Source organism: Streptomyces albidicamelliae, from assembly GCF_025642175.1.
Lineage (GTDB): Bacteria > Actinomycetota > Actinomycetes > Streptomycetales > Streptomycetaceae > Streptomyces > Streptomyces albidocamelliae.
Genome location: NZ_CP106795.1, coordinates 77,652 through 101,173 on the forward strand (window position 1 = coordinate 77,652; position 23,522 = coordinate 101,173).

At 69.2% G+C, this 23,522-nt stretch carries 19 protein-coding genes and 5 pseudogenes; 11 read left to right on the top strand and 13 right to left on the bottom strand.

Going from position 1 to position 23,522, the window contains the following annotated elements; genetic code table 11:
* Positions 1 to 99 precede the first annotated feature (99 nt).
* Positions 100 to 690 (top strand): ATP-binding protein, encoded by a 591-nt coding sequence (locus N8I86_RS00420; protein ID WP_263276693.1) that lies wholly within the window; start codon positions 100 to 102, stop codon positions 688 to 690.
* 167 nt (positions 691 to 857) lie between these two features.
* Here the strand turns inward: N8I86_RS00420 and N8I86_RS00425 are convergent, their stop codons facing one another.
* Both N8I86_RS00425 and N8I86_RS00430 read right to left on the bottom strand, forming a co-directional pair.
* The gene (locus N8I86_RS00425; RefSeq protein WP_263276694.1) at positions 858 to 1,832 is read right to left on the bottom strand and encodes a CU044_5270 family protein; all 975 of its coding nucleotides are present in this window, start codon (positions 1,830 to 1,832) and stop codon (positions 858 to 860) included.
* Positions 1,825 to 2,442 carry an RNA polymerase sigma factor gene (locus N8I86_RS00430; protein ID WP_263276695.1) on the bottom strand — a complete coding sequence of 206 codons (618 nt, stop codon included), beginning with the start codon at positions 2,440 to 2,442 and terminating at the stop codon, positions 1,825 to 1,827. Before N8I86_RS00430 ends, N8I86_RS00425 begins: the two co-directional genes overlap by 8 nt.
* A gap of 271 nt (positions 2,443 to 2,713) precedes the next feature.
* On the opposite strand from N8I86_RS00430, the gene N8I86_RS00435 reads away from it, so the two are divergent.
* Complete coding sequence (locus N8I86_RS00435; protein WP_263276696.1) at positions 2,714 to 3,412, top strand: phosphotransferase; 699 nt, start codon at positions 2,714 to 2,716, stop codon at positions 3,410 to 3,412.
* Between the two features lie 105 nt (positions 3,413 to 3,517).
* Here N8I86_RS00435 and N8I86_RS00440 read toward each other — a convergent pair.
* Together N8I86_RS00440 and N8I86_RS00445 are read right to left on the bottom strand one after the other, a co-directional pair.
* A pseudogene (locus N8I86_RS00440) lies at positions 3,518 to 3,886 on the bottom strand (MerR family transcriptional regulator); the annotation flags it as partial.
* Positions 3,887 to 3,912: 26 nt separating this feature from the next.
* Positions 3,913 to 4,680, bottom strand: a complete 768-nt coding sequence (locus N8I86_RS00445; protein WP_263276697.1) for an SDR family NAD(P)-dependent oxidoreductase — start codon at positions 4,678 to 4,680, stop codon at positions 3,913 to 3,915.
* A 328-nt stretch (positions 4,681 to 5,008) separates the two neighbouring features.
* On the opposite strand from N8I86_RS00445, the pseudogene N8I86_RS00450 reads away from it, so the two are divergent.
* Together N8I86_RS00450 and tpg are read left to right on the top strand one after the other, a co-directional pair.
* A pseudogene (locus N8I86_RS00450) lies at positions 5,009 to 5,254 on the top strand (telomere-associated protein Tap); the annotation flags it as partial.
* A 50-nt stretch (positions 5,255 to 5,304) separates the two neighbouring features.
* A pseudogene (gene tpg, locus N8I86_RS00455) lies at positions 5,305 to 5,847 on the top strand (telomere-protecting terminal protein Tpg).
* A gap of 84 nt (positions 5,848 to 5,931) precedes the next feature.
* Here the strand turns inward: tpg and N8I86_RS00460 are convergent.
* The 5 genes and pseudogenes from N8I86_RS00460 to N8I86_RS00480 all read right to left on the bottom strand — a co-directional run bounded on the left by N8I86_RS00460 (position 5,932) and on the right by N8I86_RS00480 (position 9,067).
* A complete protein-coding gene (locus N8I86_RS00460) occupies positions 5,932 to 6,264 on the bottom strand; it encodes an STAS domain-containing protein (protein ID WP_263276698.1) in 333 nt (110 codons plus the stop codon).
* Between the two features lie 273 nt (positions 6,265 to 6,537).
* Positions 6,538 to 6,977, bottom strand: a pseudogene (locus tag N8I86_RS00465) (ATP-binding protein).
* A gap of 171 nt (positions 6,978 to 7,148) precedes the next feature.
* Positions 7,149 to 7,937, bottom strand: coding sequence for an SDR family NAD(P)-dependent oxidoreductase (locus tag N8I86_RS00470; RefSeq protein ID WP_317633641.1), 789 nt, complete (start codon positions 7,935 to 7,937; stop codon positions 7,149 to 7,151).
* 78 nt (positions 7,938 to 8,015) lie between these two features.
* Entirely contained in the window at positions 8,016 to 8,372 is a 357-nt protein-coding gene (locus N8I86_RS00475; protein WP_263276699.1) for a nuclear transport factor 2 family protein, read from the bottom strand.
* Between the two features lie 44 nt (positions 8,373 to 8,416).
* Positions 8,417 to 9,067 (bottom strand): NADPH-dependent F420 reductase, encoded by a 651-nt coding sequence (locus tag N8I86_RS00480; RefSeq protein WP_263276700.1) that lies wholly within the window; start codon positions 9,065 to 9,067, stop codon positions 8,417 to 8,419.
* Positions 9,068 to 9,263: 196 nt separating this feature from the next.
* Between N8I86_RS00480 and N8I86_RS00485 the strand changes: the two genes are divergently transcribed.
* The 4 genes from N8I86_RS00485 (at position 9,264) to N8I86_RS00500 (ending at position 13,133) form a co-directional block, all read left to right on the top strand.
* The gene (locus tag N8I86_RS00485; RefSeq protein WP_263276701.1) at positions 9,264 to 10,070 is read left to right on the top strand and encodes a MerR family transcriptional regulator; all 807 of its coding nucleotides are present in this window, start codon (positions 9,264 to 9,266) and stop codon (positions 10,068 to 10,070) included.
* A gap of 386 nt (positions 10,071 to 10,456) precedes the next feature.
* Entirely contained in the window at positions 10,457 to 11,317 is an 861-nt protein-coding gene (locus N8I86_RS00490; protein WP_263276702.1) for a LysR family transcriptional regulator, read from the top strand.
* Between the two features lie 119 nt (positions 11,318 to 11,436).
* On the top strand, positions 11,437 to 12,303 hold the full coding sequence (locus N8I86_RS00495) for an NAD-dependent epimerase/dehydratase family protein (RefSeq protein WP_263276703.1): 867 nt from the start codon (positions 11,437 to 11,439) through the stop codon (positions 12,301 to 12,303).
* Positions 12,304 to 12,371: 68 nt separating this feature from the next.
* Positions 12,372 to 13,133, top strand: coding sequence for a cation:proton antiporter domain-containing protein (locus tag N8I86_RS00500; RefSeq protein WP_263276704.1), 762 nt, complete (start codon positions 12,372 to 12,374; stop codon positions 13,131 to 13,133).
* 246 nt (positions 13,134 to 13,379) lie between these two features.
* Here N8I86_RS00500 and N8I86_RS00505 read toward each other — a convergent pair.
* Positions 13,380 to 14,069, bottom strand: a pseudogene (locus N8I86_RS00505) (alpha/beta fold hydrolase); the annotation flags it as partial.
* 133 nt (positions 14,070 to 14,202) lie between these two features.
* Between N8I86_RS00505 and N8I86_RS00510 the strand changes: the two are divergent.
* Complete coding sequence (locus tag N8I86_RS00510; RefSeq protein WP_263276705.1) at positions 14,203 to 15,108, top strand: enoyl-CoA hydratase/isomerase family protein; 906 nt, start codon at positions 14,203 to 14,205, stop codon at positions 15,106 to 15,108.
* 147 nt (positions 15,109 to 15,255) lie between these two features.
* Here N8I86_RS00510 and N8I86_RS00515 read toward each other — a convergent pair whose 3' ends face one another.
* Positions 15,256 to 17,343 (bottom strand): ATP-binding SpoIIE family protein phosphatase, encoded by a 2,088-nt coding sequence (locus N8I86_RS00515; protein ID WP_317633580.1) that lies wholly within the window; start codon positions 17,341 to 17,343, stop codon positions 15,256 to 15,258.
* Between the two features lie 585 nt (positions 17,344 to 17,928).
* Between N8I86_RS00515 and N8I86_RS00520 the strand changes: the two genes are divergently transcribed.
* The gene (locus N8I86_RS00520; RefSeq protein WP_263280032.1) at positions 17,929 to 18,261 is read left to right on the top strand and encodes an IclR family transcriptional regulator domain-containing protein; all 333 of its coding nucleotides are present in this window, start codon (positions 17,929 to 17,931) and stop codon (positions 18,259 to 18,261) included.
* Positions 18,262 to 18,482: 221 nt separating this feature from the next.
* Here the strand turns inward: N8I86_RS00520 and N8I86_RS00525 are convergent, their stop codons facing one another.
* Together N8I86_RS00525 and N8I86_RS00530 are read right to left on the bottom strand one after the other, a co-directional pair.
* On the bottom strand, positions 18,483 to 19,040 hold the full coding sequence (locus N8I86_RS00525) for a TetR/AcrR family transcriptional regulator (protein WP_263276706.1): 558 nt from the start codon (positions 19,038 to 19,040) through the stop codon (positions 18,483 to 18,485).
* Between the two features lie 345 nt (positions 19,041 to 19,385).
* Positions 19,386 to 20,087, bottom strand: coding sequence for a TetR/AcrR family transcriptional regulator (locus tag N8I86_RS00530; protein WP_263276707.1), 702 nt, complete (start codon positions 20,085 to 20,087; stop codon positions 19,386 to 19,388).
* Positions 20,088 to 20,286: 199 nt separating this feature from the next.
* Between N8I86_RS00530 and N8I86_RS00535 the strand changes: the two genes are divergently transcribed.
* Positions 20,287 to 23,508, top strand: a complete 3,222-nt coding sequence (locus N8I86_RS00535) for a bifunctional cytochrome P450/NADPH--P450 reductase (protein ID WP_263276708.1) — start codon at positions 20,287 to 20,289, stop codon at positions 23,506 to 23,508.
* The last annotated feature ends 14 nt before the right edge of the window (positions 23,509 to 23,522 follow it).

The window sequence follows — 23,522 nt, forward strand, 5'->3', positions numbered from 1 at the left end:
TCAGTGCATGACGCAGCGTCATGCACGTAGCAGGATAATTGGCGAATGGATGGATCAAGGAATTCCTGGGCCAACACCACTCACGATTGGGCCGGCACCGTGGACAAGGTCCACCTAGGCCGGATCCGTGACAATCCCGCGGAGTTCGCGCCTGGCGGCCCCGAGCACCTTGTTCTTGAGGTCGTCGCTTACGCTGCGGACGAGGCGGCCGGCCGGGGCGGGGGAAGCTGTGTGGTCACGCTGCATACGGACGGCTCGGTATCGGTGAGGGACGACGGCCGGGGCACGGACACTCGGGTCGACGAACACGGTCAAGTGGTGAAGAAGCCAGTCATGTCCACGAAGGATCTTCGGTTCTTCGACCTTCCGGAGACAGAGCGGCTTCCGGACGGGCATCCACGTCGGGGCATGTCCGTCGTCGCAGCGCTCAGCGAATGGCTTATTCACACCAACCGCCGACTTCAGGGCTCTTGGAGCCAGCGCTATGAGCATGGCATCCCTGTGACTGACCTGCAGCCCGTCGAAGCCGACGGGTCCACGGGGACCTGTGTCCGCTTCCTTCCCTATGAGGCCCTGCGTTCACGGTGGTTGCTGTCAGCGGGTGACGTGGGGCGGTGGTCCAAGCACTGGCCCGACCTGACTGCCCGCTTCGACGATCAGCGTGCCCAGCAGGACCGGTTCGGTCCGTGACCGCGGGGCGGCACGACACGGTGCACTGGACACGAAGGCCCAGCTGGTTCCCGCCGATGACCACCGCCTTCGACGGTCAGTCCGGGAGCAACGGCTCAATCCGCGCCCACTGCGGATCTGTGTAGCGTCACTCCCGGACCAACGACCGAGCAGCCTGAGCGCACTGCCTAGGGGCGTTGCCTCAAGTGGTCGACGATTGCCCACTCCACCACGTGGGACAGTTGGATGTAGGTCTCCTTCCCGGAACGCGAAGTCCGCTCGTCGCGGAAGCCCAGGAATTCATACGACTCCGGGTCAAAGATCAAGTATCTGTTCTTCTCGGACGATTCCCTGGGGTAGGAGATCCCCACCCCGGTCCGCCCGGCGGAGTCTTTCATCCCCGGGGTCGCCTTGACCCCCGGCACCAGGGCCAGGGCCTCGTACGCGGCAGGGCGCAGTCCGTCGGGCAGTACCGGCCACTTCAGGAGGTTGCCGAGCATGAAGTAGGCGTCGTACCAGTCCCACGCGCTGAAAGCGTCGATCGGCTTGTGGGCCCTGCCGAGGCTGATGATGCCGCGGATGAGCTTCTCCGGGTCGGTGGGCAGCTTCTTCAGCTGGCTCCATTCCCGAGGCGGCCACACGCCCTCGTTCTTCCCCAGGGGCTCCTCCCAGATCACCCGCCCGAGCTCCATGGTCAAGGACCGCTTGGAGCCGTCCACCGAGTCCCAGTTCACGTCCACATAGGACTTGACGGCGCCGGTCTTCCGCGCTGTCTCCTTGATGATCCGCTTCCAGTAGATGAACTGGTCGTCGCGCGGCGCCACGGACGTCTCACGCCTACTCGCCCGCCCTGCCGCTCCGTTCAGCACCGTCACGGCGGCGGCGTTACGCATCCGCGGAGTGTCCGTGCCCGCCCGGTCGGTGCGGCCGCCCTCGTCGGCAGCGTCCTCGGTGATCAGTATTGTCGCGCCGGCAGCCGCCAGGGTGGCCACCGCGGCTGTCGCGAGGCGCAGCGCGTGGCGGCGGCTGGGTGCGGCGCCGGGGTGCCGTTCCGTGCGCGCAATCGTGTTGAGCAGTCGGTGGCGGGCCTGCGCTCGGGTCGGTTCGCTGAGCGGGGACGCGTCCGCGTCCCAGTCCCGCAGGAGTTCGAGTTCGTCAGTCATGGCCGGATACCTCTCGCAGTGTCGTCGGATCGGATCCGCCCAACGCTTCGCGTAGCTTGCTGCGAGCCCTGTGCAGCCGTGATCTGACCGTGCCGATGGGCACACCGAGGGCCTGGGCCACCTCCTCGTAGCCGAGACCTCCCCACGCCACCAGCAGCAGCACGTCCCGGTGGCGCGCGGGCAGTGCGGCCAGTGCCGCCGCCAGCTGGCGGCGTACGGCCTGTGCCCCTACCCGGGCCGCGGCCCGGTCCGCCAGCGGCTCCTCGTGGTCGGCGGGAGCCGGGATGCGGGCCAACGCCTTGAACCGGCGGGCCTCGGCCCGACGGTGCCGGCTGACCAGGTTGGTCGCTATGCCGAGCAGCCAGGGCCGGGCGTCGTCGCCCGTGGCCCGCGCGGGGTCGTACCGGTGCCGCTGCTGGAAAGCAGTGGTGAAGGTCTCCGCCATGAGGTCGTCGGCCGGTTCGCCGCCGAGCCTACGGGCCAGATAACGGTGTACCGCATCCGCGTGCCGGTCGAAGAGCACGGCGAATGCCTCGGGTTCATCCCGGGACCGCGCAATTACCGAGGCATCTCTCTCCGCCCCCGTGCGGATGCCTGGCTCCACGGTCATCGGGGCTCCTCTCGTCCTGGGAAACGCTTCGAAGGTTTGGGCTTTCATCTCTCCTTCACCCGTCGCCCCCAACGAGTTCCCTCGGGGCCCCTGGCTGCTGTCCCCCAGCGCTGCGCCACCAAATTTCCGCAGCGCGGCACCAGGGCCGTCTCTGTCAGATCAGGCCGGCTCCGGTCCGCGGGGGCGGTCAGCCTGCCACCCCCCGCGAGCCGACAGAATTCGTGATTGAGGCCCGAAGCAGCTTCGGCGGCGCTCGGTGTAAGTTCGGCGGATGCAGATCGGGGAGTTGGTCGGGGCGGGGCGCACAGCGGATGTGTTCGCACTCGACGAGAAGCGTGTGGTGCGGCGCTACCGAAACGGGGAGGACGCCACCGGTGAAGCGGTCGTGATGGCATACCTGGCCGAGCACGGGTATCCGGTCCCGGCGGTGTGGCCGGGCGCGGCGGCTGGGGAACTGGTGATGCAGCGGCTCTCGGGACCGACCATGCGTGAGGCGCTGGTCGCGGGCACGCTCAGCGGCGAGCAGGCGGGCGGCCTGCTCGCCGGTCTGTTGATGCGGCTGCACGCCATTCCGCCCCGGGTCGGGGCCGACCCCGCCCACCGCATCGTCCACCTTGATCTGCACCCGGAGAACGTCTTTCTCACCACGGACGGCCCTGTGGTGATCGACTGGGCCACCGCCCAGGAGGGCCCTCCCGGCCTGGACACCGCGATGGCTGCGCTCATCCTCGCGCAGGCGGCGCTCACCATGCCGGCCGCCGCCGACATCGCCCGGGCGGTACTCCCCGCCTTGTTGCGTCAACTCGGCGGGACTGACGGCATGCTGCTGGCTGACGCCCGGGCCCGGCGGGCCGCGAACCCAACCCTCACCCAGGTGGAGATCGCCGCCCTTGATGAGGCGGTCGCCCTGATCCTGACGACGTGCCCCGCAGTCGCCTCACCCTCTCGGACGAGGCAACCGACACGGTAATGCAGGTGTGGCCGCAGGAGTGGCGGCCAGAGCGTCCCTGCGAGTCTCGGTTGGGTTCGTAGCGACGGCGGGGTTCTTCGGCCGGTCCGATGAGGCGGTTGGTTGGGCCACCGGGCGGACTTGTCCACCGACTGCCTGCTGCAGTGCGGTTTCCAGCCGGTCGCGGGCCTCGGTCTGCGCGGCGATCCGTTGGTTGAGGACTGCCAGACGTTGCAGCGCGACCCGCAGGCCCCTGTCCGAGGGCGGTGCCGCAGCCACATCACCGTCCAGGCACGGCAGGAACACCCGTACGTCGTCCAGGGTGAGCCCGGCAGCCAGTAGGTAGCGGATGTTGCCGACGCGCACCACGGCCCGCTCGTCGTAGACGCGGTAACCGTTGGAGGCCCGTTCGGAGGTAATGAGTCCGGCCTGCTCGTAGTGCCGCAGCGCACGAGCGGTCGTACCGGTTGCCCTGGCCAGCTCACCGATCCGCACCCGTCCCACCTCCCGGGCCACTCCTATCACGCCACAACCGCACCGCCGTCGACCGGGAGTACCACTCCGGTGACGAACGAAGCGGCCGGGGCGGCAAGCTGGGCGATCGCCCAGGCCACCTCCTCGGGGCGGCCGATCCGGGCCAGCGGGGTGTGGGCCAGCTGCCAATCCCGCACTGCGGCCATCCGCTCCGGCGTCAGACCCTGGTGCTCCCCGATGGGAGTGTCGATCGCACCGGGCGCGACTGCCACCACCCGGACCCCGCGGGGTGCCAGCTCGACCGCCCAGCTGCGCGTCAGCAGCTCCAGAGCGGCTTTCGTCGCCGCATAGACCGAGCTGCCCGGCCATGCCCGCTGTCCCACCGATGTACTGACATTGATGATCACCCCGCGCGACGCCTCCAGGAGCGGCAGCGCGGCCTGAGCCAGGAGGATGGGGGCGACGAGGTTGGTGGCGAGCTGAGCCTCGATCATCTCGGGCGTCAGCATGCCCAGAGCGCCGCTGCGCACGATACCGGCGTTGTTGACGAACACGTCCAGCCGACCGTGTATCTCCAGGACGGCCTCGACAATGCGACAGGGCTCGCCCTCGGCAGTGATATCGGCGGCCAGCGGTGTGATCCTGGCGTCCCCGGCAGCGGTCTCTTCGAGCGGCTCGACTCGCCGCCCGATCGCGACTACGTGGGCGCCCTCGGCGGCGAAGGCACGGGCAGTGGCCCGGCCGATCCCGGTGCCGGCTCCCGTGACGGCGACGATCCTGCTGGTAGGCGGTGCAGTGCGGTTCATGCCGGTCATCGTCCAACCCTGCCGCCAGCGACAAGGTCAAGCACACCTTGGCATCGAGCCCGTGCAACAGGAGCCGGGTGGGGACTCCACGGGCACCCCCGACGGACCTGCACCCGCGCGGGTCACAGGTCCAACACCCCCACCAACTCACTCCCGTCGACTCCCCGTAGGCCGGGAACCCAAGCTGAGGTAGAAGCCTTCCGGGCCCACCTGCGCCGGGGTGCCAGCAGACGTACATCTCCGCGCCGTCCCGGCTGCGGATCAGGTCGGCTACGGCATCGACGGCGAAGCGGCCGTAGCCCCGCCCCTGCGCGTCGGCGGAGATGCTGAGGCGCCGGACTGCGCCGTGTACGCCGCCGACGGGCCCAGCCCGCTGGACGTCCTGCCCTACGACACCGACGGCAGGACTGCGCCCGGCAGTTTCCGGCTCGGTGTCTCTCCGGGGATGGTCAAACACGAGGGCACCCAGAGCGTGCTGTGGGGCGCCGACATCCTCGAACAGCTCGCCGGTGACGGCCACGTCGCCAACCTCGCCCGCTACATCAAGACCGGCGAGGTCACCACCAAAGACACCGGAGAGTAGAAGCAAGGGGGGTAGAAGCAAGGGAGGAGAAGCAAGGGGGGCAGCAGTCGATGGTCACGACCGGCGCGGTCCAGGGCGCGTTCACGCGCCCCATCCCGAAGACCGCTGGGGCCCAGATGCGCTGCCTGGTCCGCCAGGCCCAGCGCAGTACGAGGCGCGTGGCCGAGCTGCTCGGAATCAGCCGGCGCACCGTCGAGCGGTATGTGAAGAACCAGATCAAAAAGTCCCCGGCCGGAACTCACCGACCGTCTCGAACGGGAGGTCCGCGTGCGCTGGCAGCCGCAGATCCGGGCCAAGGCGAAGCAGGCCGCGGCCACCACCGGCGGCATCATGATCGACGTCCGCGCCCGGTTCGGCTACACCGCCGCCCCCGGCAGCACCGACGACGCCCGCGTACGCCACCTCACCCTCGCCCTGCCCCCGGCCACGCCGCCCGTCTCTTCCAGGCCCAGGAAGCCGGCCTCACCGAGGACCAGCTCCGCCGACTCGCGGCCGAGGCCCTCGGCGAGGTCTACTTCCGCGACCAGGGCCGCCGCGCCCACGGCCTCGAAGTCGAACTCACCGACCTCGTCGACCTCGAATTCGAGCTGTAGCCACTTCCTCGTTGGCCCCAGCCGCCCCCGTCGACGAGGAGAACGGTTCCCGCTCTGGCTGCCACCCGCTGGCGGCCGGCGCCTTCACACGGTGGCAGGTGCGTCGCAGAGCAGATGATCGAGATTGAAGGTCACCGGGTTCGCCTCCGCGGCCAGGCGCAGCAGCCGCAGCGGCTGCGGGCGCAGCCCCGTGACGGTCGTGTGGCGACCCTGACGGTCGGGCGGGGTGGGGGCGAAGAGGAGGTGCAGGCCGGCGACGTCCATGAAGAGCGTGTGGTTCAGGTCCCACAGCAGGTGGGTCACGTGCGCGGGGAGCGCGTCGGCCGCGGCGCGGAGCGGGGGCAGGGTGTCGAAGTCGATGTCACTGCGCACCGTGATGGTCGCGGTTGTGCCGTTGAGAGTGGTGATGGAGTTCATGCTGGGCGCGCCCCCTTCCGGAGGTTGATGAGCCCAAAGACGAAGCACCCTCGAATAGAGAGGGTGAACGCGATGGCAGGGGGCCGGGTGCCCGGGATGGGGGCAACGCCCGACTCTCAAAGACCGGCGCCCCAAGGGGGCCGGTCGATCTCGTTGTCCCCCCACCGTCGCACACTCGCGCGCATGCCCGCGATGGCCCTACGGGTGTGCTTCAGCACCTCACCCCCTCCGCCACAACGGACTAACGGACTGCCGGGAGCTCACAGACGGTCCTTACAGGGGTTGGCGGCCCGAGACGGCGCCACCCCGGGTCGTCCGCGAGGGCGATGCGGGCGGTGTTGCGTTTACCGACCGGCTCACGTTGCGCTTCAAAAACCTGCGCGACGGCCAACACGATCTCCAGACCGTGCTGCCCGGCCCGCGTCCGCGGCCCGGGCGATCGGCAGCACCGGGTAGGAGTCCCCCACCACGACCTCGACCGCGTCACCGGCGATACGAAGATCCAGCAACACCGGGCCGGGAGCGTACTTACGGGCGTTGGTGACCAGTTCGCTGACCACCAACTGAGTGAGGTGCAGGGCGCGCTGCGAAACGGGCAGGCCATGCTCGGCCTGGACCCGGGTGAGAAAGGCGGCTGCCAGGTGACGGGCCTGGGCGATGTCCGTGCCGTCCCCGACCAGGGCAGCAGTGGTCTCGATGACCGGCTCCCCCACTCACAAAATCCCCTCGCAGGTACCCGCCCAGCTGCCGATCAAGCCATGATTCTCCGTGGGATCGGCCACACGTCGACGCTGCTCGCCCCATGCCGGGCGGCCCTGCGCGCGCGGGCCTGGGTAGGCCAGGATCACCGGCATGTCTGAGGGAGGGATGCGACGCAGGGCCCTCTAGGCCGCTTCGGGGAAGTCCGCGGACCGGGAGGCGGTCTCCTGGGCGCGCAGTTCGTCCAGGGCGTCGCGCAGATGGTCGTGGACGGCGTCGTAGCCGTTGCTGCCCAGGACGATGCGGCGGGGCGGAAAGTCCTGCGCCATGGCGTCGATCACCGCCCTGACCCCGCGATGGGGATCGCCGGGCTGGCGGCCGTCCTGACTGACCATGGCCACCCGCACCGTCTCCACGAACGCCCGGTAGGCCTCCACGGTCTCGGTCACCGGCTCGTCGGCGAAGCCGGCATAGGCCTGGGTGCGGAAGGCACCCGGCTCCACGGCGAGGACCTGGATGCCGAACGGCTCTACCTCGGCGCGCAGCGCGTCCGTCATGCCCTCCACTGCGAACTTCGCGGCACTGTAGAAGCCGAAACCGGGCACGCTCGCGATCCCGGCGACCGAGGACATGTTGACGATCCATCCGCTGCGCCGCTTCCGCATGCCGGGAAGCACCGCGCGGACGAGGTCGACGACGGAGAAGAAGTTCAGCTCGAAGGAACGGCGTACATCCGCCTCCGGGGAGCCCTCCACCGATCCGTACCAACCGCGGCCGGCGTTGTTGACCAGCACATCGATCCCGCCGAAGTGCGCTTCCGCGGCCCGGACCGTGTCCCGGACCTGCTGGGAGTCGGTGGTGTCCAGTTCCAGCAGCAGGATCCGCTCACGCGCCTCGGCACCGTGCAGGTCGGCCCATTCCTTCAGCAGCCCGGGCCTGCGGGCAGTCAGTACGACGTTGTCGCCCAGCTCCAGCGCGACGTCGGCGTAAGCCCTGCCGAAACCACCGGTACCGCCGGTGACGAACCCATGTCTTCATGAGTTCCTCCGAGGTCAGGGGGTGATGACCAGGTTGCTGATCAGTGCGCCCTCGAGGGTGAAGCGGTAGTGGAGGTCGACGCTGCCTCCGGGGAAGTCGCCCTCCAGGTGCTGGCTGAGGGTGAACCGGTCGGTGCCGGCGCGCTCGGCGGCCACCGGTGTGGTGGTGTAGGTGAACGCGGAAGCGGTGTCGGCGATCCACTCGGTGATCGAGGGGATGCCGGTGTGGGTACGGCCTTCGTCGGTCACGCTCGCCTGCGGGGTCAGGATCCCGGCCACCGCGGCGGTGTCCCGGGCGTCGAGCGCGGCCACGAACTGCCGGACGGCCGCGGGCAGGTCGGCGATGTCGATACGAACGGTGCTGTCGGTCATGGGGTGCCTTATGTGAGTTGATCGGGTGGGGGGGGGAGGCCCGGCTAAAGGGTGAGTCCTGCCGGCAGGAGGCCGGCACGCGACGGCCCCCGTTCCGCGCTCGCGACCAGCCCCCGTTCCGCGCTCGCGACCAGCTCACGGACCTGCGCCGCACCGACGGGGGTGCCGGGGTCCTCCAGGGACCACACCCACCATTCCTTCGGCTCCAGCCCCTCGGGCGCCACCCCGGGGTAGGGCTCGACGTAGACGGGGTTGTTCGGCTCGCTCCGCCAGCTGTCCGCGAGCATGCCGATGTCCACCGCGTCGTATCCGAGGAGGTCCAGCGGGTGGCCGGTCTCCTGCTGGCGCTGCAGCAGGCCGCTGGACGTGATCTCGTCATTGTCGAGCTCGGCCGTCTGGCCGTCGCGCTGGGGGTGGTAGTTCCCCGTGTCCAGGACGATCTTGCCGTTCAGCGCGTCCGCGGGGAGCCGGTCGAGGGCCGTCAGCGGGACGGTCACCACCACCAGGTCGCCGGCCTGCGCCGCTTCGGCCGGGGTGGCCGCGCGGGCGTGACTGCCCAGGGTGTCGACGAGCTCGCTGAGGGTCTCGGGTCCTCGTGAATTGCTGAGGACGACGTCGAGCCCTGCGGCGACGGCCAGGCGGGCGAGGGCCGTGCGGATCGCTCCGCTGCCGATGAGTCCGAGTGTGAGAGGCACTGCATGATCCGTTCGTGATGGTGACGAGTCTCAGGGGCCCGAGAGCGGGAGCCATCGCTCCTGCGGGAGGTCCGCGTCGCGAGCGGCGTGGTCGGGTCGGGCAGGTGGCCCATGTCGATCACGATGGGGCCTCTCCCAGGGGGAGGGTCAAGCGCACCGAGCCCGGCGGATGCACACTGGGGGAATGTCCTGCGGATTGACGATCGGCGAGTTCGCGCAATTGACCCACCTGAGCGTGCGGACCCTGCGTCGCTACCACGAGTCAGGGCTGCTGGAGCCCGCCTCGGTGGACCCCGTCAGTGGCTACCGCTGCTACACCGGCGACCAGATCCCTACCGCTCAGGTCATCCACCGGCTGCGTGAACTGGACGTGCCGCTGGCCGCCGTGGCCAAAATCCTCGCCACCGAGGACGCGGCAGAGCGCGCGGACCTGGTCGGTGACCACTTGCAGCGGCTAGAGGCCGAACTGGACCGGACCCGAGCCGCTGTGACCTCTCTGCGAAACCTGCTACGCCCCGACGACGGAGGCCTGCAGGTCGAGCTCCGCCCGGTGGCAGCCAGAACGGTCGCCGGGGTCGAGGACGACGTCGGTTACGAGGAGGTGTTCTCCTGGTACGACGCGGCGATGGCCGAACTCGACGCCGCTGTCGCCGGTCTGCCGGCGTTGGGGCCGCCGGGTGGGTGCTACGCCAACGAGCTGTTCACTCGCGGCCGGGGAACGGCGATGGTCTACCGGCCTGTGGCCAACCCGCCGACCCGAGGCCGGGTGCGACCGGTGGGTCTCCCGGCCGGCGAACTTGCCGTGGTCGTCCATCCCGGACCGCATGACGACATCGACGTCACCTACGGCCGCCTCGGCGCCTGGGTGGTCGACAACGCCCTCTCGGTTGACGGTCCAGTGCACGAGACCTATCTCGTCGGCCCTCGCGACAACCCGGATCCGACAGCCTGGCGTACCGAGATCGGCTGGCCGGTGTTCCGTCTCGCACCCACACCCGGCTGACAGTCGGCTGACCATTGCGGACTCGCGGGGCGAACACGACGGGCCGCGTGCCGGAGCCCGCTGGGGGCGTCCCGAAGAGCGCCCCCAGCGTGACACCGTGGAGGCGACTGGCAGCTGGAAATTCGATCAGGCGGGAATCAGGATGGCTTGCCGACCAGGCGCTCGGTGGCGGCTTCGTCATGGACCGCGGCGAGATCGGTCAGCGGGCGACGGGCAGCGCGGTGTCAGCCGATCGCGAGGCTTCCGCCGCGTGCCTCGAGAACCGCGCCGGTGATGTAGCCGGCGCGGCAGGTGCTCAGGGTTGACCAAGCCTCTCAAATGATCTCCCCGACGACAGGGTCCGGAGGAACTAGGCTGGGCAGAGCCTGTGCACGGTGGGAGATGTCGTGGATGTCGATCTGCGCAAGGTGCGCTACTTCGCGGTCGTGGCCGAGGAATTGCACTTCGGCCGTGCCGCCGAGCGGCTGCACATCACGCAACCGGTACTGTCCCGGCAGATCCGCGCGCTGGAGAAGGAGCTGAGCGCGCAGTTGTTCACCAGGAACAAGCAGACCACCGAGCTGACAGCCGCCGGCCGCCAACTGCTGGAAGATGCCCGCCCTCTGCTGGCTGGCGCGCAGGCCCTGTACCGCCGGGTCCAGCAGGCCGCCAAAGGATCTACGGCGTTCACGGTCGGCTTCATGCCCGGTATCACCGTGACCGGCGCGGTGCGCGCCTTCTCCGCCAGGCATCCCGAGCTGAGTGTGCAGGTGGTGCGCACTTCCTGGAGCGACCAGGTCCAAGGCGTGCACGAGGGTTTTCTCGACGTGAGCTACGTACGGCTGCCCATCGACCATCGCGGCCTGGAGCTGCGCCCGCTCTTCCGGGAGCCCCGCGTCGCCGTAGTGCCGGCGGGCCACCGGCTGGCGGACAAGGAGTCCATCGTCATCGCGGATCTGGCACCCGAGCGGCTGCTGCAGGACCCTGACGCCGTCCCCGAGTGGCGTGACCTCCCCGAGCGGACCGGCGACGAGGAAGCCGGACCGCGGCCCTCGTTCGCCACCGTCGAGGAGAAACTGGAACACGTCGCGACGTCCGGGGGCGTCCTTGTCCTCCCGCTGTCCACCGCGACCTACTACATCCACACCGATGTCGCGCATGTGCCCATAGATGACATCGGCCCGAACGAGGTCTGCCTTGCCTGGAGCGCCGGCCGTCGCTCCCCACTGCTCTCGGAGTTCGCCGACATCGCCGCTGCCCAGCGCTGATGCCCTGAGGGCCTCACCGCTGACAGAAGAAGTCTTGGACGTCGGCCGCGGCACGCGGCCAGGGTGGAGGAGCGGCGGCATTCCCCGCCGCTCCTCCACCGACAAGGACCCTGAGAGCGATGCAGATCTTCATCACAGGTGGCTCCGGTTACATCGGCCGCTCCACGATCCGGGCACTGACCGGGCACGGCATCGCCGTGACGGCGCTGGCGCGCAGCGAGCGCGCGGCGCGCATCGTGGCAAACCTCGGTGCCACCCCGCTTGTGGGGGCGCTCACCGACACCGACGTCCTCCATGAGGCGGCCCGCGGGGCCGACGGGGTCATCCACCTCGGGGTGGACTACGCCGAGGGCACGGCGGACATCGACCGCGCGGCGGCCGAGGCGCTGCAGGAGGGGGTGGGGAGCGGTCCCTATGTGCACACGGGCGGGGTGTGGGTGTACGGCGACACCGACGGGGTCGTCGACGAGGATGCTCCGCTGAGCCCGCCGCGCATCACCGCCTGGCGGCTGGAGAACGAGAAGCGTGTGCTCGCCCGGGCTGCCGCCGGAGAGCACCCGGTGGTGGTGATGCCAGGGTTGGTCTACGGCCGCTCCGGCGGACTTGCACAGTCGTTCTTCGTCGAGCCGGGGCGCGCCGCGGGTGCCGTGCCCTGCATCGGGGACGGCACCAACCACTGGGCGCTGGTCCATGTCGACGACATCGCCGAGCTGTACGTCCTCGCCCTGAACGCCCCGGCCGGCTCCGTGTACGCCGGGGTCGGCGGTCAGAACCTTCCCCTGGCGGATGTCACGCGGGCCCTCAGCCGCGCCGCAGGATGCCCGGACCGGATCGAGCCGCTGACCGTCGAGGAGGCCGTACGGCGGATGGGTCCGATCGCCGAGGCCTTCGCCCTCGACCAGCAGTTCAGCGGCGCCCTGGCGCGCCGTGAGCTCGGTTGGACGCCCACCCGGCGCGATGCCCTGACCGAACTCGCCCAGGGCTGAACCATCAGGGGCAGGGGCGGCTGCCCACGTCGGGAAGGCTGTGTCCCATGCGGTGCCTGGAAGTCATCGTGGTGATTCTCGTGGCCGTGCCTGCCATGGCCTGGCTGGCGCGCCGCCTGCGCTGGAACGAGCCGGTCCTGCTGGTGGCGGCTGGCCGCCTGATCGGTCTCACCCCCGAGTTCCGCACGCCGTCCCTGCCGTCCCCGGTCGTTCTGCTGCTGTTCCTGCCACCCTTGCTCTACTGGGGGTCGCTGACCACCTCGCTCCGCGAGATCCGGACGAATCTGCGCGGCATCGTGCTGCTCTCGACCGGCCTGGTGCTGGCCACCGCTGCCGCCGTGGCCGGGGTGGGGCACGCGCTGGGCCTCGCCTGGCCGCTCGCCTTCGCCCTGGGCGCAGTCGTCGCCCCCACCGACGGCATCGCCGTGCAGGCGGTCGCCCGGCTGCTGCCCCGCAGGATCCGGACCGTCCTCCGGGCGGAGAGCCTGATCAACGACGGCACCGCGCTACGCGGTGGTCGTGGGGGTCGCGGTTCAAGGACAGGCCGTCACCTGCCGGGGACCGCCGCACGTTTCCTGCTGGCCTACGCGGGCGGGGTCGCGATCGGCGCCGCCTGCGCCGCCGTCGTGGTGGCACTGCGCAGGCGGTTGCGTGACCGTGTGCTGGAGAGCGCACTCGCCGTGATCACCCCGTTCGCCACCTACCTGCCTCCCCGGGACAGGGGCGTACGTCTCCAGGCGCTGGTGGCGCTTTGTGGTCTACTGCCCAGCGCCCGACGACCGCTCGCTACTCCCTGTGTCTGCCGGCAGAAGCCTGGCTGTGGCCATTGAAGGAGACGACGCGGTCGACGGAGCGGGACCAGGCCGTCCCCTAACGGCGGGCGGGGCCGTAGTAGTGCCTCAGCGACCGCTGTTCTCCGATCGCCACCGGCGACCAAGGAGGATGACGACCGAGCCTGCGGCCACCGACACGGCGGCTGCGCTGCCGAGGGTGATGGCGTGCGTGGTCTGCCGCCCTGAGCCGGTGTTCGCGAGGGTCGGGCCGGAAGGATCGGCCGCGGTTGTCGTGGTGCCGGCGGCCTGGGAGGCATGCTCGATCAGCCGGGTGACCGCGCCCGGCTGGGATACCGCGACAGCGTGGGAGGCTTTGACCTCCACGGTGTGCGCATGGGCGCGCTGGGCCATGAAGCGTTGTGAGGCCGACGGGATGTTGCGGTCCTCGGTCGTGATCAGAGTCCAGGAGGGGATGGTCTTCCAGGCGGCCTTGGTGGCCTTCTCCTGGAGGGCCGAGGCGGCCACGGGACGCTGGGTGGCGGCCATCAGGTCGGTCACCGACCTGGGCACGTCGGCGGCGAACTGGTCGTGGAACTTGTCGGCCTTGATGTACTGGTCGGTGCCGGTGCCCCCACCCGGAAGGGGGAAAGGCACGTTCTTGAGGGTGGGGCCGAGAGTGCTCCCCGGGAACTTGTTGGACAGTTCCAGAGAACTCTCCCCCTCAGCGGGGGCGAAGGCGGCGACGTAGACCAACGCCTTGACATGGGCGTCACCGACAGCAGCTTCGCTGATCACGGAGCCGCCGTAGGAGTGACCGACGAGCACGACCGGTCCGTGCACGCTCTTCAGCACGCTGTGGATGTACGCGGCGTCACTGGCCAGTCCACGCAGCGGGTTCGCCGGAGCGATGACCGGATACCCCGCCTGCTGCAGGCGCGTGATCACCCCGTTCCAGCTGGATCCGTCGGCGAAGGCACCGTGTACCAGCACGATGGTGGGCTTGACGCCGCCTGCCCCGCCTCACCGAGCCGACTCACCCAGTGCAAACGGGTGAAATCGGTACGGCAGTCGGTGTAACCGCTTCTGCGAGAGGCTTGGCAGGCACTCGAGTCACACAAAGCACTCGGTGGCCGACGTCATCCAGGAGAACCTCCTCCTTGACCAGCACCCCTCCCTCCCCCACGAAGGAAAGATCATGGACTTCGCCTACTCGTCGATTCGGACCCGAGAGGAGGCCGGCGTCCTGTTCGCCACCCTCGATGCAGGCCCCCTCAACCTCATCGGTGTCGACCTCGTCCGTGACCTGGTCTCGCTCGTCGACGCGCTGGACACCGACCCCGGGGGTGTGCGGGTCCTCGTCATCGACAGCGCTTCAACCGAATTCTTCTCGGCGCACGTGGACCTCGCAGCGATCCCGCAGTACACCGCAGAGGCCGCAAAGGCCGGGGGCCCTGGTGACGCCTCGCTCGGCATGTTCCTGTACAAGCTGGCGCAAGTCCCGGTGATCACCATCGCCAAGGTGCGCGGCCGGGCCCGTGGCGGCGGCAATGAACTGGCCCTGGCCTGCGACATGATTTTCGCTGCGCGTGAGAACGCGGTCTTCGGGCAGTTCGAGTCCGGCACCGGCGCCCTGCCCGGCGCCGGCGGAATCCAGCATCTGACCCGGCGGCTCGGCAGAACACGCGCCATCGAGGCCGTCACCGGAGCCGACGACTTCGACGCCGACCTCGCAGAGCGCTATGGCTGGATCAACCGAGCCCTGCCTGACACCGAACTGGACGGGTTCGTCGAGCGCCTGGCCAAGCGCATCGCTGGCTTCCCGCCCGCAGGGGTCAGGGCCGCGAAGCACGCGATCAATGACCTCGCGCTGCCGCAGCCGGCGAACGTCCGATCCGACTCGGCCATGTTCCTCGGGCTGGTTGCACTGCCCGAAAGCCGTGAGCGCCTGGACTATCTCACGAAGCGGGGCCTCCAAACACCCGGTGAGCTCGAACGCGACCTCGGCAAGGCAGTGGCGGAGTTCCCCAGGTAATGGCGCCAGCCGCTGCACCGTTGCTGGACAGGCGCCATCCCTGGCCGAGGACGGAGCCGGTCATAACCTGCCGAGCAGCCGCAGATGGTCTGACGCGTTCTCGTCCGGCACGGTCGGCCGGCGACGATCGGGGCGACCTCGGTGTCGCTATGGCCGCTGTAGGGGGCAGGGCAAGGGCGCGTGCGGGAGAGTCTGCTCGGCCCAGACGGTCTTGCCGTCGAGGGGGGAGTAACGGACGCCCCAGTTCTGTGTGAGCTGGGCGATGATCGACAAGCCGCGGCCGCCTTCGTCGACGGTCTTCGCGTGGCGTACTCGCGGCGCGAGGGAATTGCTGTCGCGGACTTCGCAGGTGAGTGTGCGGTCCTTGATGAGCCGCAAGTGCACAGGCGGGGCGCCGTAGCGGATGGCGTTGGTGATCAGTTCGCTGACGATCAACTCGGTGGTGTAGGTGGTTTCCTCGTCCACTCCCCAACGTGTGAGCTGCTGCTGGGTGTGGGCACGCGCCGTGGCGACGGCTTCGGGGTGATGGTCGAGAGGCCACGCGGCGACCTGGTCCGCGGGGAATGGGTGGGTGCGGGCGAGGAGGAGGATCACCTCGCTGTGGCGGATGTCGTTACCCAGCCGGTAGAGCACGTCGTCACATAGATCCTGCAGTGGCCGGTCAGTGTGGGCCAGCACCCGTGGAAGGACATCTGCGGACTGGGACAGCAGGGACGGGTTGTAGAAGGCAAGGACGCTGCCGTCGGTCAGGGGGACCTTGCCCGCCGCGAAGGGGGGTCCTTCGGTACTGCCCAGGGGAGGCCCGCTCGGTAGGTGCAGGATCTCGGTGCTCCCATCGGGATGGGCGATCACGGGTGGCGGGTGACCGGCCAGGGCGATGGTGCAGGTCTGGGCGAGTGGGTCGTACACCGCGTACGCGCAGCTTCCCGTGAGCGGCATGGGATCGTCGGGCGGCAGCACTGCGCGCTCCTGGGCCAGGCTGATGGCGGTGTCGTTGAGGCGGGCGAGGAGTTCGTCAGGCTCTAGGCCGAGCGCGGCCAGGGAATGCGTGGCGGTCCGTATCTGTCCCATGGTGGTGACCGCATGGATGCCTTGACCGGCTACTTCACCGACCACCATTGCGGTACGGCCGCCGGAGAGGGCGAAGGTGTCGAAACTGCCGCCTCCGCCCACGTCGGAGGGCACGTACAGGTGCGCGGTTTCAACGGTTGTCCCCGTGGCAGGCTGCGGAAGCAGTAGATGGCGCTGGATGGTCAAGGCGATGGTGTGTTCGCGGGTGTAGCGGCGGGCGTTGTCGATGCACAGCGCAGTGTGAGCGGCCACTGCGACGGCGAGGGTGACGTCGCGCTGGTCGTACACGTCGGCTTGGTCGGTGCGGTATAGGCTCAACAGCCCCAGCACGGTTCCCCGCAGTGTCAGGGGTGTGGTGATGAGGCTGTGGGCGCCGGAGGCGCGGATCACCTCGGCGCGCGGTGGGACGGCCGCCAGCCAAGGCGTTTCGGGGCCCAGGGCGACGAGTCGGGGCTTGAGGTCCGTCAGAGTCTGCGCGTAAGGCGTCGGAAACGGAAGGGAGCGCACGTCACCCACCGGATGTGCCTGCACCTGCTCTTCGCCGCCACTGCGGCCGACGGCTGCACGACGCAGCGGCACATCCCGTCCAAGAGGACTCGGCGGAGGCTCCTCGCCGCGCACCACTGCGTCCACGACTTCCACCACGGCGATGTCGGCAAGATCCGGTACCACCGCCTGCACCAGTTCCTCGCAGGTGGCTACCACATCGAGGGTCCGCCCCGTGCGCTCGCGCACCGATCCAAGCACGCGCAGACGGGTGCGTACCTTCTCACGTTCGGTGACATCGACTATTTCCGCCAGCACCCCCAAGATCTTCCCTTGCCCGTCCTCAAGGCGAGATGCCGAAACGCGGAACTGGCACTCCGGTCCCCGCGCGCCCTTCCGACGTGCCCCGACCAGTCGTCCCCGTATGGGCGCGCCGCGCTCCAGCACGCCGTGCAGCATCGCCTCGACCTCACCGGGCCCGGAAATGTCATACACCTCGGTGAAGTGCCGGCCAATGATCTCTTCTGGGGGTGCTGTACGTAGGACGGGCGTGCTGGCGCTGATCCGTAGGATGCGCAACTCCCTGTCCAAGACCATCAGGCCAGTCGGCGACTCGTGGAAGAGAGCTTCCAGCATTGCCGCACCCTCGGCGACCGAAATGGCTTCGTAGTGCGCCACGGCAACACACCTCCCCTACCCAGCCTGCTCCTGGCTCCTGGGCACCGCTCTCTCGAATCACTCGGCAGGACGCATACCTGTCGAGACCTGAATTCCGGGCGGACATGGAGGGCTTCGACATTAGCCAGATCGTCGGCCTCGACGAGACCCTCCTGACGCCGATCTTGGACTCACCCTTGCGCTGACGGCCGGCCTGCGACGAGTGACGCGGCCGGAAGGGCCGGTATCCGGCGGCCCTCTCGGACAGCATGCCGTCCCGGCCCAAGGACGACTCTGCCCTGCGTGACCGGGCCCCGGCAACCGCGGGTGGAGACCGTGACGAGCCGGTTCACTAGCACCACGACCTGTACAGCGTCGATCACTGAGACCAAGGACGCCCTCTGTCCGGCAACCCCCGTTGGCCCCATCTCCGTGATGGCCCCGGGCCGGCAGTGGCGGCCTCGACTGCTCCCGTCGGCCGGGCACCCTCTGAATCCGGGGACAGCCCTTTCGATGACCCTTCCCGGATGACTCAAAGCACCAGGATCAAGACCCAATGAAGTCATTGAGAACGCCTTCGCACCGCCGGCCGTCCCGGAGCAGGCCATCACCGCCTACACGCCGGAGCACGGCGACGACGACATCCGCACCCCCGCCGCCCTGCGTCGCGTGCTGGCGGAGGTACGGCGCGGCGATCACGCTGTCGGCCACCAGAGCCGTCCTTGGCAGGTGAGCACCGTGGCCGCGCCGGTGCGTGACGGCGGCGAGGTGGTCGCGGCGTTGTCGGTCGTGGTGCCCGGCACCGGTTCGCCGAACCCGGGGTACGGACCCGCCGTGCCCGCGACGGCCCGTGCGATTTCCCGCTGTCTCATCGAGGACAGTGGTCGGACCGTGTCCGTGGGTGGCATTGGCGCGGACAGCACGTCGAAGTTCTGGTGATGAGCGGGGACAGCCACGCAACGTCCTCGTCGCGGATCTCCTGACCTTCGGCGTGTACCGGCCGAAGGCTGCGTCGATGTACTTGGTGGTCCCCAGCACCACGGCTTTGGGAGCCTGACGGGAGCCCGCACCTGCGGGGCGCAGACCTGTCGGACGGATGGCCTGGCTTGCTTCGTGGCCGCAAGCCGCTACACCTCGCAAAGCGGCGTCCACGACGGCGTTCACGGTGTCGCGCCCCAGGTGGTTCCCGACGAAGAAGCGCTCGAGGACAGCGGCCCGGCCGTGGCCATGGCGAACATCTCGGGGGTGACGTCGGGCCGGAGCTGGCCGCGCTCGACGGCTGTGGTAACCGCGGGACGCAGGGCGTCGGCGATCTGGTTCAGCAGTGACTCCCGGAGGCGGCGCATAACTTCGTCGTGCCGTGAGCCCCCAAGGACCGCGGCAAGGACGGCCCCCGATTGCTCGTCGTCCCAACGCTCGGCGAGCACGTTCAGACGGTAAATGAGCTCCGCTCGCGGATCGTTGCCCGAAGCGGCCCGAAGCTCCTCGGGTACCGGGGGGAGAGGGGGCATGCCGACCTCCAGCGCGGCCAGGCGGAGGTGGAGAAGGCTCGGCCAGTGGCGGTAGACGGTTGCCCTGCCGACGCCGGCACGAGCCGCAACCGTTTGATGTGTCACGGCCTCCAGCCCACCTTCCGTGAGCAACGCGGTGGCCGCCGCGACCATGGCCGGACGACTGCGCAATAGACGCGGATCTGTTCGATCTTCCACCTGGTACACCTTCCGCTGATAGATCCCGAGTCGCAGCCGCGCTGGGACATCCGCCCCCCTCGAAGGGGGGCCCTCGCAGCACTGCCTGTCTCGCTACATGCGCACGACAGGTACGGCGTTCTCGTTCTGCTGGGGCGCACCCCGGCGGTAGAGCAGGGCGGTGACGACCAGGGCCGGCGGGAACAAGCCAACGACCATGGACCACCCCGCCGGGCGGTCTCACCCGATGTGACGGGGGGGCTCCCGTGTGTTGCAGCCTGATAGCGCCCGAATGCGGGCGCTATCAGGCTGGCGCCCGAATGCGGGCGCGCCTCAGGCGCCGACGCCCGGGGCACAGCGTCTCAGCTGACTGGCTCAATGGCCGCCGGCACGGGCGCCGTCACGACCGGCGGTGAGGCGGCTTTCCAGGCCCATGATCAGCGTGTCCATCACGAGGCGGAACATGTAGTCCTGGTCAGGGCCTTCAGGGGCCGCACTCGTAGAGCCAGGGTCTGCGTCGGCCCCGTCTTCGCCGGCTTCAGGGCCGTGGGACGTGAGGGTCGACCACTGGTTGAGTGCGCCGTTCAGTTCTGCGGTGAGGACACCGATGACGACGGCGACCATCAGCGCGGCGATCTCCGAGACCTCTGACTGCGGCACGCCGGCAGCGGCCACGATGGCGGTGAGGGTGGTCCAGAACGGGTCGTTGGACTGGATGAAGTCGGGCTGGTGGCTGAACGAGTACGCCAGCAGCTTAGGGTGACGGTGCGCCAGGGTCCGGAAGTCCGTGGCGAGCAGGCGGATCCGCTCCTGCCAGGGCGCGTCCTCCAGTGTCACGGTGCGGAACTGCGCTCCGACCATTCTCGTCACGCCGCGCAGCACGGCTTCCTTGTTCGGCACGTGGTGGTACAGCGACATCGGGTTCGCGTCGAGCGCGGTGGCGAGTTTGCGCATGGTGAGCGCCTCGACCCCGTCCTCGTCGATGAGCCGCAGGGCGGCGGCGTAGATCCCGGCCTCCGTCAGAGGCACGTCTCTCTTCCTCGTTCCCCGCGGGGGGCGTCTCACCTTCTTTTCCATACCTCGTACGGTACCAGTTCCGTACGGAGTATGGAAATGAGCTTCACCACAGCCCCACCTGGAGACCCGGGGTTGCGATCACTTTCCATACCACGTACGGTTTCATTTCCATACGATGTATGTTTCCGTACGGCGCCACCACGGCATACGTGTGGGCAGCGCGCCCTTGCCCATCCCCCTCCACGCAGAGGAGCCAGCCATGACCACGCAGCCCGAGACCGACCTGCGTCCCATCCGGTCCCCCCGCGGGGTCCCCCTGCTCGGCCACACGCCGCAGATCCCCGCCACCAACCCGTTCGAGTACTTCGCCGAACTGTCCAAGCAGTTCCCCGAGGGCATCTACGGCATGGACATCGCCGGCATCGAGCAGGTCTTCGTCTATGACCCGGACCTGGTGGCCGAGGTCAGCGACGAGACGCGGTTCTTCAAGCAGATCGACAAGACGCCGCTGGCCCATGTCCGGGACTTCTTGAACGCGGGCCTGTTCACCGCGCACCAGCACGAAGAGGAATGGGGCAGGGCGCACCGGATCCTGCTGCCGGCCTTCAGCCAGCGGGCCATGAAGGGCTACTTCGGGCAGATGCTGGAGATCGCCCAGAACCTGGCGGGCAAGTGGGAGGCCAGGGAGGGGAAGCCGGTCAAGATCACCGACGACTACACCCGGCTGACGCTGGACACGATCGCCCTGTCGGGGTTCGGCTACCGGTTCGACTCCTTCGACAAGGATGAGCTGCACCCCTTCCTCAACGCGCTGCTGGAGACGCTGATCGAGTCGCTGCGGCGCTCGCAGGAGCTGCCGATGATGACCAAGCTGCGCAAGGCGGACGACCGGAAGTACCGCGACAACATCCGGCTGATGCAGGACCTGGTCGAGAGCGTGATCAAGGAGCGCCGCGAGGGGAAGGGCGGCGGTGAGGAGGACCTGCTGGGTCTGATGCTTGAGGCCACCGACCCGGACACCGGCAAGGCGCTGACCGACGACAACGTCCGCGACCAGGTGCTGACGTTCCTGATCGCCGGCCACGAGACCACCAGCGGCCTGCTGTCGTTCGCCACCTACTCGCTGATGCGCAACCCGCACGTGCTGGCTCAGGCTTACGCCGAGGTGGACCGGCTGATGCCCGGCGACACGGTCCCGGACTACGACACGATCATGCAGATGGACGTCATCCCGCGGATCCTGGACGAGACCCTGCGGCTGTGGGCCCCCATCCCTTTGATCGGCAAGGCGCCGCATGAGGACACCGTCATCGGCGGCCGCTACCAGCTGAAGAAGGGCACGCGGGTCAACATCCTCGAGGGTCCCCTGCACACCCACCCCAAGGCATGGGACCGTCCCGACGAGTTCGACATCGACCGGTGGCTGCCGGAGAACCGCGCCAAGCAGCACCCGCATGCCTACAAGCCGTTCGGCAACGGCGTGCGTGCCTGCATCGGCCGGCAGTTCGCGCTCACCGAGGCCCGCCTGGTCCTGGCGCTGGTGCTGCAGAAGTTCAAGTTCTCCGACACGGCCGACTACAAGATGGACGTCAAGGAGGCGCTGACCCGCAAGCCCGGCGACTTCGAACTGGTCGTGCGCCGCCGCAAGGAGCACGAGCGGAACGTCTTCGGTGCCGTGGACCTGAGGACAGACGACACCCAGGCCCAGGCCGCGGTCAGCGGTGTGGGTGTGAACCTGACGGTGGCGTACGGCTCCAGCCTGGGTTCGTGTGAGGACCTGGCCCGCACCATCGCCGACCGCGGTGAGCGCTCCGGTTTCGGCACCACCCTGATGAGCCTGGACGAGCTGGGCGACCACCTGCCCACCGAGGGCCTGCTCGTCGTCGTCGCCGCCAGCTACAACGGCAATGCTCCCGACAACGCCCAGCGGTTCGACGACCTGCTCGCCGCCGGGCTGCCCGAGGGCTCGCTGTCGAACGTGCGGTTCGCGCTGCTGGGCGCCGGCAACACCCAGTGGGTGGCCACCTTCCAGGCATTCCCCAAGCGGATCGAGGAGGGCCTGCTGGCCGCCGGCGCCACCCCGGTCGTCGAGCGCGGCGTCGCCGACGCCGCCGGTGACTTCGACGGCATGGCCACTCGCTGGATGGACACCCTCTGGGCCACTCTGGCCGAGGAGTACGCCGCCGACACCTCCCAGGCGAGCGGCCCGCGCTTCCAGGTCCAGCTGCTCACCGAGTCCGACGTGCGCCCCGCCATCGTCTCCGAGCAGGCGTACCCGCTCACCGTGGTGACCAACGAGGAGCTCGTGGCCGACGCGACCGGCCTGTGGGACTTCAGTATCGAGCCGCCGCGCCCGTCCGCGAAGTCCATCACTTTCGAGCTGCCCGAGGGCGTCACCTACGACACCGGCAACCACCTGGCCGTCTTCGCCAAGAACGAACTCGCCCTGGTGGAGCGCGCCCTGAGGCGGCTCGGCGTCGACTACGACCAGGTGCTCCGGCTCGACCAGCCGGCCGGTGGCCGCACCCACCTGCCGGTCGGCACCCCGGTCACCGCCGGCATCCTGCTCACCGAGTTCCTGGAGCTGCAGGACGTGGCCACCCGCTCCCAGATCCAGACGCTCGCCGAGTACACCCAGTGCCCGTGGACCCGGCCGCAGCTCCAGGCGTACACCGCCGACACCCAGGAGGTTGAGGAGCGCTACCAGAAGGAGATCCTCGGCAAGCGCATCTCCGTCCTGGGCCTGCTGGAGCGCTTCCCGGCCGTCGAGCTGCCGCTCGCGGTCTTCCTGGAGATGATGAGCCCCATCCGCCCTCGCTTCTACTCCATCTCCTCCGCCCCGTCCGCCAACCCGCGCCATGTACGCCTGACCGTCGGCCTGCTGGAGGGCCCGGCACTGTCCGGCGACGGCCAGTACCGCGGCACCTGCTCCGCCTACGTCGCGGGCCTGGAGCCCGGGGACGTCGTCTACGGCTACGTCCGCGTGCCCTCCCCCACGTTCGCCCCGCCGGCCGACCCCGCCACGCCGCTGATCCTCATCGGCCCCGGCACCGGCATCGCACCGCTGCGCGGCTTCCTGGAGGAGCGGGCGACACAGCACGCGAACGGCATCCAGGTGGGCGTGTCGCAGGTGTTCGTCGGCTGCCGCCACCCGGAACACGACTACTTCTACCGCCAGGAGATGCAGGACTGGGAGCAGGCCGGCATCGCCCAGGTCCACACCGCCTACTCCGCGGTTACCGGCCACACGGCCCGGTTCGTACAGAACGCCATCGCCCATGCCGCCGACACGGTGTGGCAGGTCATCGAAGACGGCGCGTACATCTACGTCTGCGGTGACGGCCGCCGCATGGCCCCCGCCGTCCGCGAGGCACTCGCCGCCATCCACCGCCAGAAGACCGGCAGCGACGACGAGACCGCCCAGCAGTGGCTCGCCCAGCTCGAAGCGGACGAGCGCTACCAGCAGGACGTCTTCGCCTGACCGCCGCCGCACGC

Coding starts and splice junctions, on each gene's coding strand:
- N8I86_RS00425 (WP_263276694.1), bottom strand. CDS start 1,832: ATGACTGACGAACTCGAACTCCTGCGGGACTGGGACGCGGACGCGTCC.
- N8I86_RS00530 (WP_263276707.1), bottom strand. CDS start 20,087: ATGGAAAAGAAGGTGAGACGCCCCCCGCGGGGAACGAGGAAGAGAGAC.
- N8I86_RS00430 (WP_263276695.1), bottom strand. CDS start 2,442: ATGACCGTGGAGCCAGGCATCCGCACGGGGGCGGAGAGAGATGCCTCG.
- N8I86_RS00495 (WP_263276703.1), top strand. CDS start 11,437: ATGCAGATCTTCATCACAGGTGGCTCCGGTTACATCGGCCGCTCCACG.
- N8I86_RS00475 (WP_263276699.1), bottom strand. CDS start 8,372: ATGACCGACAGCACCGTTCGTATCGACATCGCCGACCTGCCCGCGGCC.
- N8I86_RS00460 (WP_263276698.1), bottom strand. CDS start 6,264: ATGAACTCCATCACCACTCTCAACGGCACAACCGCGACCATCACGGTG.
- N8I86_RS00445 (WP_263276697.1), bottom strand. CDS start 4,680: ATGACCGGCATGAACCGCACTGCACCGCCTACCAGCAGGATCGTCGCC.
- N8I86_RS00435 (WP_263276696.1), top strand. CDS start 2,714: ATGCAGATCGGGGAGTTGGTCGGGGCGGGGCGCACAGCGGATGTGTTC.
- N8I86_RS00535 (WP_263276708.1), top strand. CDS start 20,287: ATGACCACGCAGCCCGAGACCGACCTGCGTCCCATCCGGTCCCCCCGC.